The organism is Mumia sp. ZJ430, from assembly GCF_011751845.1.
GTDB lineage: Bacteria > Actinomycetota > Actinomycetes > Propionibacteriales > Nocardioidaceae > Mumia.
On sequence record NZ_JAAHFK010000003.1, the window covers coordinates 754,555 to 772,424 of the forward strand.

The window sequence follows — 17,870 nt, forward strand, 5'->3', positions numbered from 1 at the left end:
CATGCAGGAGGCCTCCATGGCGAGAACGTCCAGCAAAGCGTCCACCCGTCAGATCGTCACCGTCATCGTCGTCGTGTGGCTCGTGATCGGCGCCCTCGCGGCCGCCCAGCGCGGATACTTCCGCGGCTCGGACGCGAACTGCGCCAAGCTCGGCACGATCGCGGTGACGATCATCGCCGGCCCGCTCAACTATGTGGGTGCCAACCCGAAGATCGACTGCGACATCGAACCCAGCAAGTGAGCGTACGAAGGGCCCGGCACGTCATGTGACGTGCCGGGCCCTTCGCCGTACGGGGTACGGGGTCAGCGCCGCAGGACCTTGCGGGCCAGGTAGTTCCCGCCGAACTGCACCACCTGCACGATGATCACGATCATGATCACCGCGGACCACGTCACTATCGGGTCGAACTGCCGGTAGCCGTACTGCAGCGCGAAGTTGCCCAGCGTGTTGCCGCCGATCACACCCGCGATCGCCGACATGTCCACGACCGCGACGAACGCGAACGTATAGCCGAGGATCAGTGGACCGAGGGCTTCGGGGACGATGACGGTCCGGATGATCCGCAGCCGGCTCGCGCCCATCGACCGCGCGGCCTCGATGACGCCGGGATCCACGGTGACGAGGTTCTGCTCCACGATGCGCGAGATCCCGAACGCCGCCGCAAAGGTCATCGCAAAGATGATCGCCTTGTTGCCGATCCCGATGCCGACGACCACGCGCGCAAGAGGTTGGAGCGCGGCGATCAGGATGACGAACGGGATCGGGCGGAAGAAGTTGACGAGCACGTTCAGGATGAGGGCGACAACGCGGTTCGGGTAGAGCCCCGAGGGACGCGTGACGTACAGCGCCATGCCGAGGACGAGGCCGACGGCACCGCCGATCGCGAGCGCGATGACGACGATGTAGAGCGTCTGCCAGGTCGACTCCCAGAAGATCGGCCAGAGCTCGCCCATCTGGGTGTCGGCGGCGAGGATCTCGACGGCGCTCATCGCAGCTCCCGCGTCTCTATGCGTGCGCCGATCGCGTCGAGGGCCGCATCGACGTCGGGGTCGGCGCCCCGCAGCGACAGCGTGAGGTTGCCGAAGGTCCTGCCGCCGACATCCTCCATACCGCCGTGGACGAGCTCGAAGGTCACGTCCCGCCGGATCAGCTCGGCGAACACGTCGGCCTGTCGTACGCCCTCGTCGCGGAACGCGAGCCGGACGAACCGCCCGGGGTGGCGAGCCTGCAGGGCGACCAGCGCCTCCGGGTCAGGCACGTCGTCGATGATCGTCGAGACGAAACGCCGCGTGACCGGCTGCTGAGGATCGGAGAACACGTTGAAGACGGGGCCGCGCTCGACGATGCGCCCCGCTTCCATCACGGCCACCCTGTTGGCGATCGTCTTCACGACCTCCAGCTCGTGCGTGATGACCATGATCGTGATCCCGAGCTCGTCGTTGACGCGACGCAGGAGCGCGAGGACCTCCTGCGTCGTCTCGGGGTCGAGCGCGCTCGTCGACTCGTCGGCGAGCAACAGCTTGGGCGAGGTCGCGAGCGCACGGGCGATGCCGACGCGCTGCTTCTGACCACCCGAGAGCTGGTCGGTGTAGGTGTGCGCCTTCTCCGCGAGCCCGACGAACTGGAGCAGCTCGGCGACGCGCGCGTGCGCCTCGTCCTTGCCGACGCCGGCGACCTGCAGCGGATACATCACGTTGCCGTACACGGTGCGCGACCGCAGCAGGTTGAACTGCTGGAAGATCATCCCGATCCCCAGCCGTACCTTCTGCAGCTGCCGCTCGCGCAGCCCGGTGATCTCCGTGCCGTCCACCCTGATCGACCCGGCCGTCGCGCTCTCGAGTGCGTTGACCAGGCGGATCAGGGTGGACTTGCCGGCGCCGGAGTAGCCGACGATCCCGTAGATGTCCCCGGCCTCGACGTCGAGGTCGACGTCGTCGATCGCACGCACGGATGAGCCGTCGCGCGACGGGGCCGGGAACACCTTCGAGACGCCGCGCATCTCGACAAGAGCCATGGCGACTACTGTGCCTGGATCTTCGACTCGACGTCCTTCAGGGTGCCGTCGAGCTCGGCGCCCGGGAGCTTGACGATCTCCGCCGTGTTGCCGGAGACCTCCTGCAGGCCGTCGATGACCGGCTGGCTGTTCTGGAAGATCTCGACGAGCTTGCGGTAGGTCGCGTTGTCCTTGTCCTCGGCGCGGACGGCGAAGATGTTGACGTACGGCTGCGCGCTCGGGTCCTTCGCGTCGTCGGTGACGAGCGCGTCGGCGAACGTCAGGCCGGCCTTCTCGACGAAGTCGTTGTTGATGACGGCCGCCGCGACGTCCGGCAGCGAGGTCGGGGTGAGGTCGGCCTTGATGGCCTGGACCTTCACGCGCGAGGAGTCCTCGACGTCGTTCAGGGTGGAAAACGGGCTGCCGCCGTCCTTCAGCGAGATCAGGCCCGCCGACTGGAGCAGCAGCAGGGCGCGCGCCTGGTTGGTGTCGTCGTCCGGCACGATGACGGTGTCGCCGTCCTTGATCGCCTCGACCGAGTCGACCTTCTGCGAGTAGAGGCCGAGCGGATAGATCGCCGTCGACCCGATCGGATAGAGATCGTCGTCGTTCTTCACGTTGTAGTCGGCGAGGTAGATGATGTGCTGGAACTGGTTGATGTCGATCTCGCCCTCGCTGACCGACGGGTTCGGCTGCGCGTAGTCGGCGAAGTCGATCACCTCGACATCGATGTCTTCCTTGGCGGCCTCGTCCTTGAAGGTCTTCCAGTACGGGTCGCTCGCACCGACGACTCCGAGCTTGACCTTGGTCATCCCGGCAGCCTCGTCGTCGCCACCTCGGACGGCGAAGAAGACGCCGACGACCACGGCGAGTGCGACGACCGCAGCAACGATCCACACCCCCTTGCGGGACTTCGGCGGTGCGACCTGCGGGACCTGCTCGGACATCGTGTGCTCCTCGTTCGGGTGGGTACGGGGATGTTCGCCCCTCCCTCGAGATTGCGCCGCAGTCCCGCATTCTGGCCGCCCGTCTCGCATCGCGAGATGGACGCGACGTTCGAAATCCCTCGGAAACACGGGGATCGGCCTGAATCAGCGTGACTGACACCACGCATTTGCGGTCATCCCGAGTCGAATCGACTCAGATCCGCAAGGCCGCTCAGAGGCTCCACAGACCGGCCGAGATCGGCAGCTGAACGAGGCCGGCGACGATCGCGACGGCCGCGAGCGAACGCCGTACGACAGGGTTGCCGCCCCTCATCCGCAGCCGCTTGACGCCGATCCCGATCGCGAGCGCGGCGAGCAGCAGGCCGAGGAGGTTGAGGCTCTGCTCCGAGACGACCTCGCCGTTGACCGTCGTCGTGCTCGACGAGCCACCGAACACCCAGAAGGGCAGCACGGCCAGGGCGATGGCGACCAGGGGCCAGACCACGTCGTCGCGGAGGTCCAGAGGTGCCGGTGTCGGCTCGCGCGTCTCACTCATGTGCGGATCGTAGACGTCTGCTCGGCAACCCCACCGCAGAGCACGTGCCCCACCGGAAACAACCGGTGGGGCACGCACGTTGAGTGGGGGCCAACGCAAAGTGCGCTGGCGCCGGGGGCCGGGGGCCGCTACTTCTGCAGGTCGTCGATCGCGCGCTGCGAGCCGGGGTGGACGGGGACGGGGTCCGACAGCGTGGCGTCCTCGAGGCGGATGTCCTTCGCCGCGGGGTGCACCGCGACCAGCGCGTCGGTGTCCTCGAAGACCACCGTCGTCAGTGCGCAGGCGACGTTGTCGGCCATGTCGTTGCGCGCGAGCAGGACGTTCGGGACAACGACCGTCGGCACGTCCGCGTCAAGCTCGTACGTGGCCGCCGGGATGCTTCCCTCCTCGTACACGGGGTTGATCTCCTGCAGCGCCGGGAGCTCCGGCGTGATGTCGAGGAAGGTGACCTTGTCGCCCATCGACGTGAAGAGGTCGGTGATCGCCGGAGTCGGGAGACCGCCGGACCACACGAGCCCGTCGATCGAGCCGTCCTTCATGCCGTCGACGGTCTTGGTCAGGTCGAGGCGCTGCGCCGACACGTCGTCCTGCGACAGCCCAGCGGCCTCGATCAGCCGCTGGGCGATGACCTCGGTGCCGGACTTCGGCGAGCCGGTCGAGATGCGCTTGCCCTTGAAGTCGGCGATCGACGTGATGCCGGAGTCGGCGCGGACGACGACCTGGGTGTAGTTCGGGTAGATGCGCCCGATCGACGAGACCTCCTGCTTCTCGGTGAACGAGCCCGTGCCAGACACCGCGTCCGCCGCGGTGTCGGCCAGGGAGAAGGCGAGGTCGTAGTCGCCTGCGACGAGCTGCTGCACGTTCTGCACCGACGCCCCGGTCTCGGCCGCGGTGGCCTTGAGCTCGGTCTCGTCGCTGATGATCTTGGCGAGGCCACCGCCGACGACGTAGTAGACGCCCGTCGAGTTGCCGGTCGCGATCCCGATCCGACCGGAGCCGGCGTCGCAGCTGTCAGTGTCGCCGTCGGCCTGGTTGTTGTCCTGCTGCCCCCCGCACGCCGCGAGGGCGAGGGAGGCGGTCAGCGCGCCGGCGGCGAGCAGCGTACGGGTCTGTCTCATGGGTTCTTCACTCCTGGGTGATGGGTGTGGCGGACGGTGACGTGGTGGGGCGCTGCGTACGGCGGCCCACGAGGTGGAGGACCACCGCGGCCACAAACAGCGCGAGGCCGATCGCGATCGAGACCGGGACGAGGTAGAGGAGCAGCAGTGCCGCGGGGATGCACAGCAGGCGTTCGAGGCGACGCGTAGGCCCGAACATCCAGCCGGACGTCGCGACGGCGAGCGCGGCGACAGCGAGGGCGGCGACAGCGGTCGTCCACACGACGTCGATCAGCGCGCCGCGCCCGAGCAGGTGCGTGCCGTTATCGGTCATGATGAACGCCATCGGCGCAAGGAAGGCCGGCAGCGTGTACTTGCACGCCTGCCACATCGTCGCCATCACCTTGCCGCCGGTGATCGCCGCAGAAGCGACCGCCGCCAGCGCGGTCGGCGGCGACACCTCCGACAGGACCGCGTAGTAGAAGATGAACATCGCGACCTCGGGCCCCTCTGCGCCGAGGCTGATGAGGGCGGGGCCGATGATGATCCAGCTGAGGATGAACGACGCGGTCACCGGGACGGCGAGCCCGAGCACGATGATCGCGACGGCGGAGAACAGCGCGCTCAGCACGACCAACGACGCGTGGTTGGGAGCGAGCGCGTCGGCAGCGTCGATGAGCAGGGATGAGAGCACCTGCCCGAGTCCGGTCTTGGCGATCGTCGAGGTGATCACGCCCGCCGCGGCGCACACCGCGATCACGGGGACCGCCCCGCGGATCCCGGTCGCGAGCGCCACGTACAGACGGGCGACGTAGTCCCGCAGCGACTCCCCCAGCGGCAGCTGCTCGGCGTCCTCGGGCCGCTCGTCGATGCCACCGACGAACCGGCGCCGCGACAGGACGGCCTCGAGCAGCCCGAAGGCGGCGGCCACGGCGGTGGCGTACACGACGGCCTTGAACGGCGGCACGTCCATCGCGAGGAACACGATGATGACGCCGAGGCTCACGAAGTGGTAGCCGAACCGGCCGAGCAGCGCCCACGGGCTGTTGACGTCGATGTCCACGCGCCGGGCGCCGAAGCGGCGGGCGTCGATCTCGACGGCGAGGAAGATGCCGAGGTAGTAGAGCAGGGTGGGGACGAGGGCCCAGCCGAGCACCTGCAGGTAGGAGACGCCGAGGTACTCCGCGATGATGAACGCCGCCGCGCCGAGCGTCGGCGGCGACAGGATCGCCCCGATGCCGGAGGCGGCGAGCATGCCGCCCGCGGCCTCGCGCGGATAGCCGGCACGCTTGAGGATCGGCCACGCGAACGACCCGAGCGTCACCGCGGTCGCCGTCCCGGAGCCCGACACCGTGCCGAGCAGGAAGCCCGAGGTCGCGACCGTACGACCGGGCGCCGTGCCCGACTTCCGGAACAGCGAGAAGCTGAACTCGACGAAGAAGCGCCCCGCGCCCATCCGGTCGAGGACGGCGCCATAGATCGTGAAGAGCACGATGTACGTCGCAGCGACGTCGAGCGGGACGCCGAAGAAGCCGCTGGCCTCGTTGTAGAGCGCGTTGATGATCTGGTCGATGTCCTCGCCGCGGTGCGAGATCGCCCACGAGATCGGGAGGAAGCCGCCGTAGTAGGCGTACGCGAGGAACACCGCGCAGACGATCGGCAGCACCCACCCGGTCGTACGGCGGGTCGCCTCCAGCACGAGCAGGAGCAGCAGGAGCCCGGCGACGACGTCGATCGTGCCCAGCGCGCCCTGGCGATCGAGGAACGCGCTGAACCCTCCCCCACCCTGCCCCCAGTCGGGAAGCGGGAGGACCGGGTAGAGACCGACCACGAGGGCGACCAGGGCGAGCAGCCAGTCGACCGGACCAGGGTCGTCGCGGCCGTCCGTGCTGCGCCGCGCGCGACCGCGGTAGAGGAGGAACGCCAGCGGCAGCGTGACGCCCAGGAAGACGACGAGATAGAACTGGTTGCCCTCGCGCAGAGGGAAGAAGACCTGCCGCAGCACGAACACCGCGACGACGAAGCACCAGAGCGTGATCAGGTGCTCCCAGCGGCGGGACAGGCGGCGCGACGGGCGCTCCTCGTCGTACTCGGAGGCGAGGTGTTCGAGGTCGGTCTGGTCGACCGGGGTGTCGCGCTCGGCGGTGGGCATGGCGGGTAACGTACTCGTGATCCGTGTCACATCCACGGCCGCGAAGCCCAGGCTTTACACAGTCTTGACGTCGCCCCGTGGCCGGGAGGTCCGTGGTGGGCGTTCTCCTCCCTGAATCGTCATCGTTCGGTGGGTTCCAGCTGCCGCGAGGCAAGCTTTCCGCTGAGTATCGTCGAGAGCGCGACCACCGCGATCACGAGACCGATGAGCGTCCAGGGAATCACGAGGTCGTACCGCGGGACTCTTGCAACCGTGACCACCAGTGATGCGACCGCGACTGAGGCCCCGACTCCGACGGACAACGTGGTGATCCAGACATGCTGACGGCTGATGGCTCGGGCTGCCCATCGTCGCCGCACGCCCACCTGGGTGAGTTTGCTGGCCCACCCCCGCATGGCGCGGACCTGGGCGCGGGTGGCCAGGACCGAAACACCCACGAGCAACGCGACCAGCAAGACGACCGATCCCACGATCGCGGCAGGCGGAACCACGGGCACGGGCGTCTCGTAGACACCGATTGATCGCGGATCGAGGCCCCTGTCGCGCAAAGCCGTGCGCGCAGCGCGGCGGTCGTCGGCGGAGATGTCCTTGAACAGCATCGCAGCGGGGGTCGTCGCCATCCCCAGACGCTGCGCGGTGGCTCTGAGCATGACGAAGGGAACAGCTTGGGTCCACCGGGTCTGCGCAGGATCGACGATGCGTGCCGGCACGTTCGCCACGCTCTTGCCGGTCGCGTTGTCGATCAGCGTCAGCCGTCCGCGCGCCACCCGAACGAGGTCGGGGTTGATCACCAGAGCGCCATCATCGGCGAGCAGCTCCCGGTCGGCCGATGTCAGCACGACGCCGAGCGCTCCCTCGAGATCGTCCGCGGAGTCGAAGGCGAACGCCACTCCCGGCCGGTCTCGCGTACCGACCGTCTCCTCGGACTCGAGCACTCCGGTGGACGGGTCCACTCTTCGCTTGCCGATGAGGAAGAACTGAATCGGCTCTGCCCGCTTGATCGAGTGCACTGTCTCGACGGCTGCAACGACAGCCGGGTCGGGCTTCAGGAACGGGGTGCCGAAGCTGTCCATCAGCACGTCTCCGGAGGGCACCGATACGGGTCGCCGGGCGCGTTCTAGCGCGACCTCGCTCGAAAGGATGGTGAGCATCCCGACCGTCGCAGCAACGATCACGATATAGATGCCAGCCACGACAGCCAACCGTTGATGGTTCGTCGAGATCTGTCGTGCCACAAGCCGTTGGGTCAGGGTGCGGCGAGGCATCACCCGCAGCAGGCCGTCGATCAGCTCGGGGCCGAGGGCTGCCGCCGCCAGCGCCATGAGGCCGATCAGCGCCATCGCTCCACTCGGCTCGCGCATGGTCAGCGCCTGCCAGAGCGTAGTGCTCGCACACGCGACGCCGAGGAGTTGCCGAGCTGAACGCAGCCTGCCACGCGTACCCGCCGACAGTTGGCGTCGGCCGGAGACGAGGATCCGGTCCCGGAGCGCGGCGAGTCCAAGCGTGAGACCGAGCACGACCCCCACCGCGCTGACCTCGATAGCGGCCCACGGGACGCGGACATTCGTGACGAAATATCCCCACCGACCCTCGCCCCAGAAGGCCGCGGCATAACCGATCGCCGTGCCTCCCGCGGCGGCGACGAGCGCGCTGACCACGATGAGAGGCAGCGGGACGAGCCAGACCGCGAGCAGAGCGTCGCGCCGCTCGACGCCTTGCGCCATCGCCACGCTTGCCGACGACTCCAGTCGCCTCGCGAGGATCACGTATCCCATCACCAGCAAGGCCGGCAGCGCCAAGAGCCCGGGAATCCAGAGGCTGAGCGGCGACTGCGCGGTCCACGGACGAGGCGACTCCGCCTCGAGGTCGGCGCGGATCTGAACACGTTCACCGATCGCCGCCCTGGAGATCGCCGCACCCTCGCCGGACGCGGAGAGGGCGGTACTTCCCACAGCCTGGTCGACGGCGTCGATGAGCGCCGCCGCGTCGTCTTGCGTCGTCTCGAAGGTGGGAAAGGCCAGCAGTGGTGAGCCGTCGCTCCCCCGAACCTCCGCCATCTGGCGCCAGGTCCCCGGGGCGCCCAGCAGCTTTGGCCAGCGGTCGAGCTTTGCCCGCGCGAGCCCTACGATGCGAAGATCAGGCGCCGCGCCTGCAGTCGGAATTTCGTCGCCGACACGCATGCCCGTCAACCCTGCGCCGGCAAGCACCACGTCACCGGCGTCGCGCGGCCACCTGCCGTTGGTCAAGCTGAACTGGCGTGTCGCCGGACTGCGGACCCAGTCCTTTTCGGTGTAGTAGACCCCGTCCAGGCCCCATCGGAAGAGCGGGAAGTCGATCACGTTCAACGCCATGGTGAACCCTGAGCCCTGCGACTCGAAAGCGCCCCGGAGCCTGTCGCCGTCGTCAGTGCTCGCACGAAGCTCGACGTCGAACATGGTGACGGCGGCTGAGGCACTCCCCAGCTCGGCGTCGGCAGTCTGAGCCGGTGTCAGGCCCTGCGCGTCCATGAAGCTGTTGGTAGCGAAAAGGAAGGCAATGAACAGGATCGGTGCCGCGAAGACGGTCGCGACGATGGTGCGTGACCGCAGACGCCGCCGAATCGTCCCGATCATGCGAGGGACGTCACGTCGCCGTGCACCACGCCGTCGAGCATCTCGATGCTCCGCGACGCTCGCTCCCGGCATGCGGGATCGTGCGACGCCACGATGACCAAGACACCTTTGCCCGACATCACCCCCAGCAGGTCGAAGATGGCGCCAGCGTTGCGGCTGTCCAGCGAGCCCGTCGGCTCATCGGCCAGCAGGATCTTGCGCCCGCCCGAGAGCGCCCGGGCGATCCCGACACGCTGCTGCTGCCCGCCGCTCAGCTCGTCGGGGTAGCGACGTCCGTAACCGGCGAGACCCACCGACTCGAGCAGCCGTTCTGCCTCGTCGAGAGCCTCAACGGTCTTCGTCCCTCGAGCCTCGATCGGGAGGGCGACGTTCTCCGCTGCGGTGAACTCCGAGATGAGCTGGTGCGACTGGTGCACCATCCCGACCTCGTCACGACGCAGCCGGATGCGGCCCTCGGCGCCGATCTGCGCAAGATCGTGCCCGGCCACCACGACACGACCCGAGGTCGGGAGGTCCAGCCCCGCAAGGAGATTGAGCATCGTCGTCTTTCCCGAGCCGCTGTGCCCGAACAAGCACACGAACTCCCCGGAATCCGCCTCGAAGTCGACTCCCCCCACCGCCCTCACGGTCTCGGCAGGGGAGACGAACTCTCGCTCGACCCCGACCGCCCTGACCAGCGGACCTGGACCCCCCATGCTCAGCATCCCTTGTTGGTCCTCATGCTCGAGGTCTTGTCCGAATCGAAGACCGACATGTTGTCGTCCCGGCTCGCGATCCCCATGGTCAGCAAGGCACCGGTGCCGTTGCGTCCGTCATAGAGACAGCCCTTGTAGTCGTTGGAGCGGTTCTGCCACGAGTCGGCCTGGTTGTCCTCACCGTTAGCATCGTTGAAGACATCGACAACGCCCTGGCCGTCGGCCTGCGCAGCGATCAGCAGCTTGTAGTCGTTGTTCCCCCAGACACACATCTTGCTACCCGTGCACTCGAAAGCGATGCCTGCGCGGTCATTGGCGCAACGACCGCGACGGCGAACAACGCCCCCGCAGTGGCAAGTGAACGGACCATTCTCATCTTCGACCTCATATCGTCGCGGCCGGCCCGTGTGGCCGGCCCGTGTGGCCGGCCCGTGTGGCCGGCCCGTGTGGCCGGCCCGTGTGGCCGGCCCGTGTGGCCGGACATTATCGAACCCAGAGTGTCAACGCGGCTGACCATGCTCACAGCTCTGTAATTCCTTCCCGGACAGGGTCGTCGGGTCGAAGCACAACGTGCTTGATCGGGGCACTCCGTCGCCCTCCCGAGGGCGCGCCGGTTAACGTACCGGTGGCGTGGATCACAACGCCCTGACGTTCCCCCGTCGCCAAGGAGGTCCGTAGTGCGCGTGCTGCTCGTCGAGGACGACGACGCGGTCGCCGGCGCCCTCGGCGCGGCGCTGCACCGCGTCGGGCTGGCGGTCGACCGGGCTGCCGACGCCGAGGAAGGCTGGCGCAAGCACAGCGAGGCCACGCTCGTCCTGCTCGACATGGGCCTGCCCGACTCCGACGGGCTCGCGCTGGCCCGACGGATCCGCGCCGCGAGCGAGGTCCCGATCATCGCCGTCACCGCCCGGCGCGGCGAGTCGTCGGTGGTCGCCGCGCTCCAGTCGGGCGTCGACGACTACGTCACCAAGCCGTACAGCACGCAGGTCCTGCTGGCCCGGATCGACGCCGTCATGCGCAGGAGCGGGCGCGGTGTGGTCATCGGCGACATCCGGGTCGGAGGCCTGGTGCTGGAGCCGCAGGAGCAGCGGGCGACGTACGACGGGGCGCTGCTCGACCTCTCTCCCAAGGAGTTCGCTCTGCTGCTCGTCCTCGCCCAGAACGCCGGTCACGTCGTCACGCGCGCGGCGCTGATGGAGCGGATCTGGCACACCACCTGGGTCGGCGGCTCACGCACCCTCGACGTCCACGTCGCGAGCCTGCGCGCCAAGCTCAGGCGCGCCGAACTCGTCGAGACCGTACGAGGGACCGGCTACCGCCTCCGCGACACCGGGTGATCGCGTGCGCCGCCGCCTCCTCGCCCTCTCGACGCTGGCTCTGTCGATCCTGCTCGCCGCGCTCCTCGGGCCGCTGATCAGCACCTACGCGTCGGACCGTACGCAGGAGCTCTTCGTGACGCGGCAGGCCGACCTCAACCGCTTCGCCGTGGTCGCGGCCAACGCGCTCGAGACGGGGTCGGTGTCGTCGCTGCGCTCCGAGCTCGACCGGTACGAGGAGGTGCACGGGGCGCGCGTCGTCGTGGTCGACGCCGGCCGCCGTACGATCGCCGCGTCCTCGGGCGACCTCGAACCCGCGTCCGTCCCTCGCCAGGTGACCCGCGCGCTCGCGGGCAACAGCGCCGAGAAGCCGGCCCCGGTCTGGCCGTGGTCGGACGACACCTTCGTGCTCGCCTCCCCCATCGGACGCGACGCGCACGTCCTCGGGGCGGTTCTCATGGAGGCGTCGACGCAGGGGGTGCGCGACGACGTCGCCGCCCGGCTCGCCCTGCTGGTCGTCGCCGGCCTCGCCGTCCTTCTCGTCGCCGCCGCGGGTGTCGCCGTCCCGCTCGTGCGTTGGATCCTCCGACCGGTCGACGACCTCGACGAGGCCGCCCGCCGCGTCGCGCACGGCGACCTGGCGACGCGCGTCCCCGCGAGTGCCGGTCCGCCCGAGCTGCGCCGGCTCGCGACCTCTTTCAACGCCATGGCCAACCACGTCCAGGTCGCGCAGCGCCAGCAGAGCGACCTCGTCGCGGACGCCTCCCACCAGCTCGGCAACCCGCTGACGGCGCTGCGGTTGCGCGTCGAGACCCTCAGCGCCGACGCCGAGCCCGAGGACGCGGCACAGCTCGACCTCGTCCTCGCCGAGACCGACCGCCTCACGCGGATCGTGGACTCGCTGCTCGACCTGGGTCAGATCGGCGCCGAGCCACCACCGGTGACGGAGGTGGACGTCGCCGCCGCCGTCCGCGCCCGCTGCCGGATCTGGGAGCAGGCGGTGCCCGGCCTGACGGTCGGCGCGCCGGACCGGATCCTCGCCCTCGCGACCGTCGAGGTCGTCGATGTCGTCCTCGACGCGACACTCGACAACGCGACGAAGTTCGCGTTGGGCTCGCCCGTCGAGGTGACGGTCGGGGAGGTCACGATCAGGGCTGCCGACGCCACGGAGACTGCAGCCGTCGAGATCCGCGTCCGCGACAACGGCTCCGGAGTGCGCGACGAGGACCTTGCGAAGGTCGGAGCCCGGTTCTTCCGGGGCGCGCAGCACCAGAACGTGCACGGGACCGGCCTCGGGCTCGCCATCGTCCGTGCCCACGTGGTCCAGCTCGGGGGGACCTTCGCGGTCGGACGTCCGCCCGGCGGCGGCTTCGAGGTGAGGGTGACCCTCAGGAGCCCCGCTCCCGGTAGTAGCGCAGCGCGCCGGGGTGCAGCTCCAGCGGCGCGGTGAAGATCGCCGCACCGAGCGTCGGCTGCCCGACTCCTGGCTCGAGCCGCTCGATCTCGTCCTGCCGCTCGAACACGATCCGTGTCACCGCGTACGCCAAGGGCTCGGGCAAGGCCGGGTTCGCGACGAGGTAGTTCTTCACGCTGAGCGTGCTCACCGCCTCGCGCAGGCCGTACGCCGACGGCGGGATCGGCGCCCGTACGTACTGGGGGCCGAACGCGGCCACCATCGGCTCGACGACGTCACCGAGGTCGAGGAGCCGGACGGGCGTCTCGCGGGCGAGCGCGGCGATCGCCTGGTTGGGCAGCCCGCTCACGAAGAAGAAGGCGTCGATCCGGCCGGCCCTCAGCGCGTCGGCCGAGGTTTCGAGCGCGGCGTCGACGAACCTCGCCCCGGGACTGCGGACGTCGTGGACCTCGAGGACGCGGGACGCGATCACCTGCGTTCCGGAACCGTGGGCGCCGATGCCGATCCGGGCGCGCGCGAGGTCCGAGACCTGGCGGTACGGCGAGTTCTCGCGGACGACGAGGTGGACGAAGCTGTCGTACATCCGGGCCAGTGCGACGAGGTCGTACGACCGGGCTGCACCGCCGGGCGCGGCGGGGGCGACCGCGTGGGCCGCTGCATCACCGAGGGAGAACCCGGCGTCGCACGCGCCCTCGGCGACGAGGCGAAGGTTCTCCAGCGAGGCGTTGGTGGTCCGGGTGCGAGCTCGCACTCCGTCGAGGTCACGCGCGATCACCGTCGTCAGCGCACGGCCGTAGCGGACGAAGACGCCACCGGGGTTGCCCGTCGCGATCGTCAGCGCGGTCTCGTCCAGCGCGTCCCATCCGCGCGGGACGCAGCCGAAAAGCCCGGCGAGCACGGGCAGGCCGAGCGCGGCGAGGACGCGGCGTCGACTGAGCTCCTGCACAGACGGATCGTAGCCTCTTGACTATCGTACGTGTGTTCTAATAATCTGCTCTCAGGCGTGGCAGCCTGACCCCGGGCACACCCGTGGGCACGACCGGACGGGGGACCGGTCGTGCCCACGGGTGTCGTGGCATTCAGCTCTTCTTGCGGTTGAGGAACGCCAGCATCGCCGTGCGTGCCTCGTCTGACCCGAAGAGGCGGCCCGACTGCTCGGCGACCTCGTCCCCCAGCCGGTCGATCCGCGCGACGAGGTCGGCGTTGAGGAGCGCCTTCGTCTCGCGCAGACCCTGCGGGTACGCCTTGCGGAGCCCGTCGAGGATCTCGCCGAGCGCCGCGTCGAGCGCATCGGGGGCGACCGCCTCCGTGACAAGTCCGTACTCCACAGCCTGGGCCGCAGAGAACTTCGCCCCCGTCAGGAAGGTCCGCGCCGCCGCACGGGGCGTCATGCGCTCGAGCGTCGTCAGCGAGATCACGGCAGGCGCGAGCGCCAGGCGTATTTCGGTGAACGCGAACGTCACGTCGTCGGCGCAGACGACGACGTCGGCCGCACCCACGATCCCCAGCCCGCCGGCGCGGACCGGACCGTGCAGGCGTACGACGACGGGCTTCGGCAGGGTGACGATGAGGCGCTGCAGGGCAACCAGGCCCTTCGCCCCCTCGACCATGCCGCCACCTGCCGCCTCGGACAGGTCGGCGCCGGAGCAGAACACCGGCCCGGCCGCCGCGATCACGACGACGAGCGCGTCGGGATCCGCGGCCGCGGTCTCGAGGTGCCCGACGAGCTCCGTGACGAGCTGCGCCGACAGGGCGTTGCGGTTGTGCTGGCTGTCCAGGGTGATCGTGGCGACCTGGTCGGCGACCTCGAGGCGGACGAGCTCGGTCATGCGGTGACTCCTTCGACGTGGGGGCCGGACGGGACGGACGCGGGCATCAGTACGACTTCGGCAGGCCGAGCGAGAACTGCGCGATGAAGTTGAGCACCATCTCACGGCTCACGGGCGCGATCCGCGACAGGCGCGACCCCGCCAGCATCTGCACGAGCCCGTACTCCTCGGCGAGCCCGTTGCCACCGTGTGTCTGGATGGCCCGGTCCACCGCCGCGCACACGACCTCGCCGGCGGCGTATTTCGCCATGTTCGCCGCCTCGCCCGCGCCCATGTGGTCACCGACCGCATAGAGCGCGGCCGCCTTCTGCGTCATGAGGCGTGCCAGCTCGATCTCGATGTGGGTCTGCGCGAGCGGGTGAGCGACCGCCTGGTGCGCACCGATCGGCGCCTTCCACACCTGGCGGGTCTTTGCGTACTCGGTCGCGAGCTCGAGCGCGAGCCGCGCCGTGCCCGTGGCGAAGGACGCCGCCATGATCCGCTCGGGGTTGAGCCCGGCGAAGAGCTGCTCGATCCCGGCGTCCTCGCTGCCGATGAGGGCGTCCTGCGGCAGGACGACGTCGTCGAAGAACAGCGTGAACTGCTTCTCCGGGCTGACGATCCCCATCGGGATCTCCTGCCACGTGAAGCCCGGCGTGTCCGTCGGCACGAGGAACAGCGCCGGCTTGAGGTTGCCGGTCTTGTGGTCCTCCGTACGGGCGACGACCAGGACGTGGCTCGCCTCGTCGACTCCAGAGATGAAGGTCTTGCCACCGGTCAGGCGCCAGCCGCCGTCTTCCTGCCGGTACGCGGTCGTGGTGATCTTGTGCGAGTTCGACCCGGCATCCGGCTCGGTGATCGAGAACGCGAACGTGCTCGTCCCGTCCGCAAGCCCGGGCAGCCAGCGCTGCTTCTGGTCGTCCGTCCCGTACTGGGCGATGATCGTGCCGACGATCGCCGGCGAGACGACCATGAGCAGCAGCGGGCAGCCGGCCGCGGCCAGCTCCTCGCACACGGCGGCAAGGTCACCGATCTCGCCGCCACCGCCCCCGTACTCCTCCGGGACGGCGACGCCGAGGTAGCCGAGCTTGCCGGCCTCCTCCCAGAGCTCCGTGGTCTTGCGACCCTCCCGGTAGGCGGTGTTGAAGTAGTCGCGCCCATACTTGCGGCCCAGGTCGGAGACGGCCTTGCGGAGCGCCTGGCGCTCCTCGGACTCGGCGAATGCGGTGGTGGTCATGCGGGTTCTCCTTCGACGTTCTCCTGGGCGGCCGCGTCGTCGATCACCGCGAGGACGGCGCCGGACTCGACCTGGCTCCCCGCGGTGACCGCGAGCTCGACGACGACGCCGTCGGTCGGTGCGGTGATGGTGTGCTGCATCTTCATGGCCTCGAGCACGAGGACGACGTCGCCCTTCGCGACCGGCTGCCCCTGCTCCACGGCGACCGACACGACGGACCCGGGCATCGGCGCGAGCAGCGACCCTTCGGCCACCTGGTCGGCGGGGTCGGTGAAGCGCGGCACGACCACGAGGTCGAGCGGGCCCTGCGGACCGTCCACGTCGACGACGCCCCCGCCGAGACGGATCTCGTACGTCTCCTCGACGCCGTCATAGACCAGCACCACGCGGTCCGTGCCGACGTGCACCGCAGTCGTCGCCTCGTCCACGCCGACCGGGACGAGCCGCCCGCGCCGCGACGCGTACGCGACGGCGAGCTCCTCGCCGGCGACGGCGTACGTCGCGGTGATCGGCTGCGACGGCACGTTGCGGAACCCGGCCGGGATGCGCGAGAGCACCGGCGCCGCCTTCGCTGCCGCGGTGGCCGACGCGAGCGCGGCAGCGACCGCATACCGGCGCTTGGCGGCGTCGTCGCCGCGGGCCTGCGACCAGGCGTCGAGCTTCTCCTCGAGCAGCAAGGTGCTCAGCGCCGCCGCGTCGGCGAACTCGGGGGCGCCAAGGATGCCGCGCAGCAGATCGAGGTTGGTGGCGACCCCGTGCACCGTCGTACGGTCGAGGGCGCCGCGCAGCATGCGGGTCGCCGACGCGCGGTCGGGCCCGTACGCGACGAGCTTGGCGAGCATCGCGTCGTAGTGGATGCCGACGTCGCTGCCGCTCTCGACGCCGGAGTCGAGACGCAGGCCCGAACCGGTGAGCGCGCCGAAGCGGACGGTGGCCCCGGGGACGTCGAAGGCTCGTACGGTGCCGGTCTGCGGCGCGAAGCCGTCGGCCGGGTCCTCTGCGTACACGCGGACCTCGATCGCATGGCCTCGGGACGTCGGCGGCTCGGTGAGTCCGGTGGCCTCGTGCAACGCGCGCCCTTCGGCGACGGCGATCTGGAGCGCCACGAGGTCGAGGCCCGTGACGGCCTCGGTGACGGGGTGCTCGACCTGCAGGCGGGTGTTCATCTCCAGGAAGGAGACGAGCGCGGGCTGGTCCGCGCCGCGCTCGGCGACCAGGAACTCGACCGTGCCGGCACCGGTGTAGCCGACCTGTTTGACCAGCGCGCGTGCCGCGTCGTGCAGCGTCGCGCGGGTCGCCTGCGAGAGACCGGGCGCCGGCGCCTCCTCGACGACCTTCTGGTGGCGCCGCTGCAGCGAGCAGTCGCGGTCGCCGAGCACCCAGCAGGTGCCGTGCACGTCGGCCATCACCTGGACCTCGACGTGGCGCGCGTGCTCGAGGTAGTGCTCGACGAACACGGTGGCGTCACCGAACGCGGAGCCCGCCTCGGCCGCCGCCTGCTCGAGGGCCGCCGGCAGCGCGTCGAGGTCGCGGACGACACGCATGCCGCGGCCGCCGCCACCCGAGGACGCCTTGACCACGAGCGGCAGGTCGGAGGTCGTCATCGCCTCGGGCTCCAGCAGCCCGGCGACCGGACCGCCCGCCTCGGCCATCAGCTCCTTGGAGCGGACCTTCGAGCCCATCGCGGCGATCGCGTCCGGGTCCGGGCCGATCCACGTCAGACCCGCGTCGCGGACCGCTGCCGCAAACTCCGCGTTCTCCGACAAGAACCCATACCCGGGGTGGATCGCGTCCGCACCGGTCGCGCGTGCGGCGGCGATGACGAGGTCACCGCGCAGGTACGTCTCGCTGGGCGCGTTGCCGGGCAACCGGACCGCCGTGTCTGCGTCCTTCACGAACGGCGCGTCCGCATCGGCGTCCGAGTGCACCGCGACCGTCGCGATGCCGAGCGCACGGCAGGTCGCGAAGACCCGGCGCGCGATCTCGCCGCGGTTGGCGACGAGCACCTTCTGAATCATGCTTCTCCTCCGTCTCGTCCCCGATTTGGGCGGTTCCCCACTGTT

The 17,870-nt window shown here is 69.7% G+C and carries 16 protein-coding genes; 3 read left to right on the plus strand and 13 right to left on the minus strand.

Going from position 1 to position 17,870, the window contains the following annotated elements:
* Positions 1-16: 16 nt before the first annotated feature.
* Positions 17-241, plus strand: coding sequence for a hypothetical protein (locus tag HCT63_RS15780; RefSeq protein WP_167006859.1), 225 nt, complete (start codon positions 17-19; stop codon positions 239-241).
* 62 nt (positions 242-303) lie between these two features.
* On the opposite strand, the gene HCT63_RS15785 is transcribed toward HCT63_RS15780, so the two are convergent.
* From HCT63_RS15785 to HCT63_RS15825, 9 genes are all read right to left on the minus strand, one after another.
* Positions 304-954 carry a methionine ABC transporter permease gene (locus HCT63_RS15785; protein WP_167007238.1) on the minus strand — a complete coding sequence of 217 codons (651 nt, stop codon included), beginning with the start codon at positions 952-954 and terminating at the stop codon, positions 304-306.
* Positions 955-986: 32 nt separating this feature from the next.
* Positions 987-2,015 (minus strand): methionine ABC transporter ATP-binding protein, encoded by a 1,029-nt coding sequence (locus HCT63_RS15790; RefSeq protein ID WP_167006863.1) that lies wholly within the window; start codon positions 2,013-2,015, stop codon positions 987-989.
* A 5-nt stretch (positions 2,016-2,020) separates the two neighbouring features.
* A complete protein-coding gene (locus tag HCT63_RS15795) occupies positions 2,021-2,941 on the minus strand; it encodes a MetQ/NlpA family ABC transporter substrate-binding protein (protein WP_167006866.1) in 921 nt (306 codons plus the stop codon).
* A 211-nt stretch (positions 2,942-3,152) separates the two neighbouring features.
* Positions 3,153-3,476 carry a hypothetical protein gene (locus tag HCT63_RS15800; RefSeq protein WP_167006868.1) on the minus strand — a complete coding sequence of 108 codons (324 nt, stop codon included), beginning with the start codon at positions 3,474-3,476 and terminating at the stop codon, positions 3,153-3,155.
* Between the two features lie 128 nt (positions 3,477-3,604).
* Positions 3,605-4,594, minus strand: a complete 990-nt coding sequence (locus HCT63_RS15805; RefSeq protein WP_167006870.1) for a TAXI family TRAP transporter solute-binding subunit — start codon at positions 4,592-4,594, stop codon at positions 3,605-3,607.
* A 7-nt stretch (positions 4,595-4,601) separates the two neighbouring features.
* Positions 4,602-6,725 carry a TRAP transporter fused permease subunit gene (locus tag HCT63_RS15810; protein ID WP_167006872.1) on the minus strand — a complete coding sequence of 708 codons (2,124 nt, stop codon included), beginning with the start codon at positions 6,723-6,725 and terminating at the stop codon, positions 4,602-4,604.
* 119 nt (positions 6,726-6,844) lie between these two features.
* On the minus strand, positions 6,845-9,337 hold the full coding sequence (locus HCT63_RS15815; protein ID WP_167006874.1) for a hypothetical protein: 2,493 nt from the start codon (positions 9,335-9,337) through the stop codon (positions 6,845-6,847).
* On the minus strand, positions 9,334-10,032 hold the full coding sequence (locus HCT63_RS15820) for an ABC transporter ATP-binding protein (protein WP_167006876.1): 699 nt from the start codon (positions 10,030-10,032) through the stop codon (positions 9,334-9,336). Before HCT63_RS15820 ends, HCT63_RS15815 begins: the two co-directional genes overlap by 4 nt.
* 2 nt (positions 10,033-10,034) lie before the next feature.
* On the minus strand, positions 10,035-10,304 hold the full coding sequence (locus HCT63_RS15825) for a hypothetical protein (protein ID WP_167006879.1): 270 nt from the start codon (positions 10,302-10,304) through the stop codon (positions 10,035-10,037).
* Between the two features lie 405 nt (positions 10,305-10,709).
* Between HCT63_RS15825 and HCT63_RS15830 the strand changes: the two genes are divergently transcribed.
* Positions 10,710-11,369 carry a response regulator transcription factor gene (locus tag HCT63_RS15830; RefSeq protein ID WP_167006882.1) on the plus strand — a complete coding sequence of 220 codons (660 nt, stop codon included), beginning with the start codon at positions 10,710-10,712 and terminating at the stop codon, positions 11,367-11,369.
* Between the two features lie 4 nt (positions 11,370-11,373).
* On the plus strand, positions 11,374-12,798 hold the full coding sequence (locus HCT63_RS15835; RefSeq protein WP_167006886.1) for a HAMP domain-containing sensor histidine kinase: 1,425 nt from the start codon (positions 11,374-11,376) through the stop codon (positions 12,796-12,798).
* Here the strand turns inward: HCT63_RS15835 and HCT63_RS15840 are convergent.
* The 4 genes from HCT63_RS15840 to HCT63_RS15855 form a co-directional block, all read right to left on the minus strand.
* Entirely contained in the window at positions 12,737-13,708 is a 972-nt protein-coding gene (locus HCT63_RS15840) for a TAXI family TRAP transporter solute-binding subunit (protein ID WP_167006889.1), read from the minus strand. The two genes, HCT63_RS15835 and HCT63_RS15840, sit on opposite strands and share 62 nt — an antisense overlap.
* A 133-nt stretch (positions 13,709-13,841) precedes the next feature.
* A complete protein-coding gene (locus tag HCT63_RS15845; RefSeq protein ID WP_167006893.1) occupies positions 13,842-14,591 on the minus strand; it encodes an enoyl-CoA hydratase-related protein in 750 nt (249 codons plus the stop codon).
* Positions 14,592-14,637: 46 nt separating this feature from the next.
* Positions 14,638-15,807: an acyl-CoA dehydrogenase family protein gene (locus HCT63_RS15850; protein WP_167006896.1), complete on the minus strand. Its 1,170-nt coding sequence runs from the start codon at positions 15,805-15,807 to the stop codon at positions 14,638-14,640.
* Positions 15,804-17,825 carry a biotin carboxylase N-terminal domain-containing protein gene (locus tag HCT63_RS15855; protein ID WP_167006899.1) on the minus strand — a complete coding sequence of 674 codons (2,022 nt, stop codon included), beginning with the start codon at positions 17,823-17,825 and terminating at the stop codon, positions 15,804-15,806. Before HCT63_RS15855 ends, HCT63_RS15850 begins: the two co-directional genes overlap by 4 nt.
* Between the last annotated feature and the right edge of the window lie 45 nt (positions 17,826-17,870).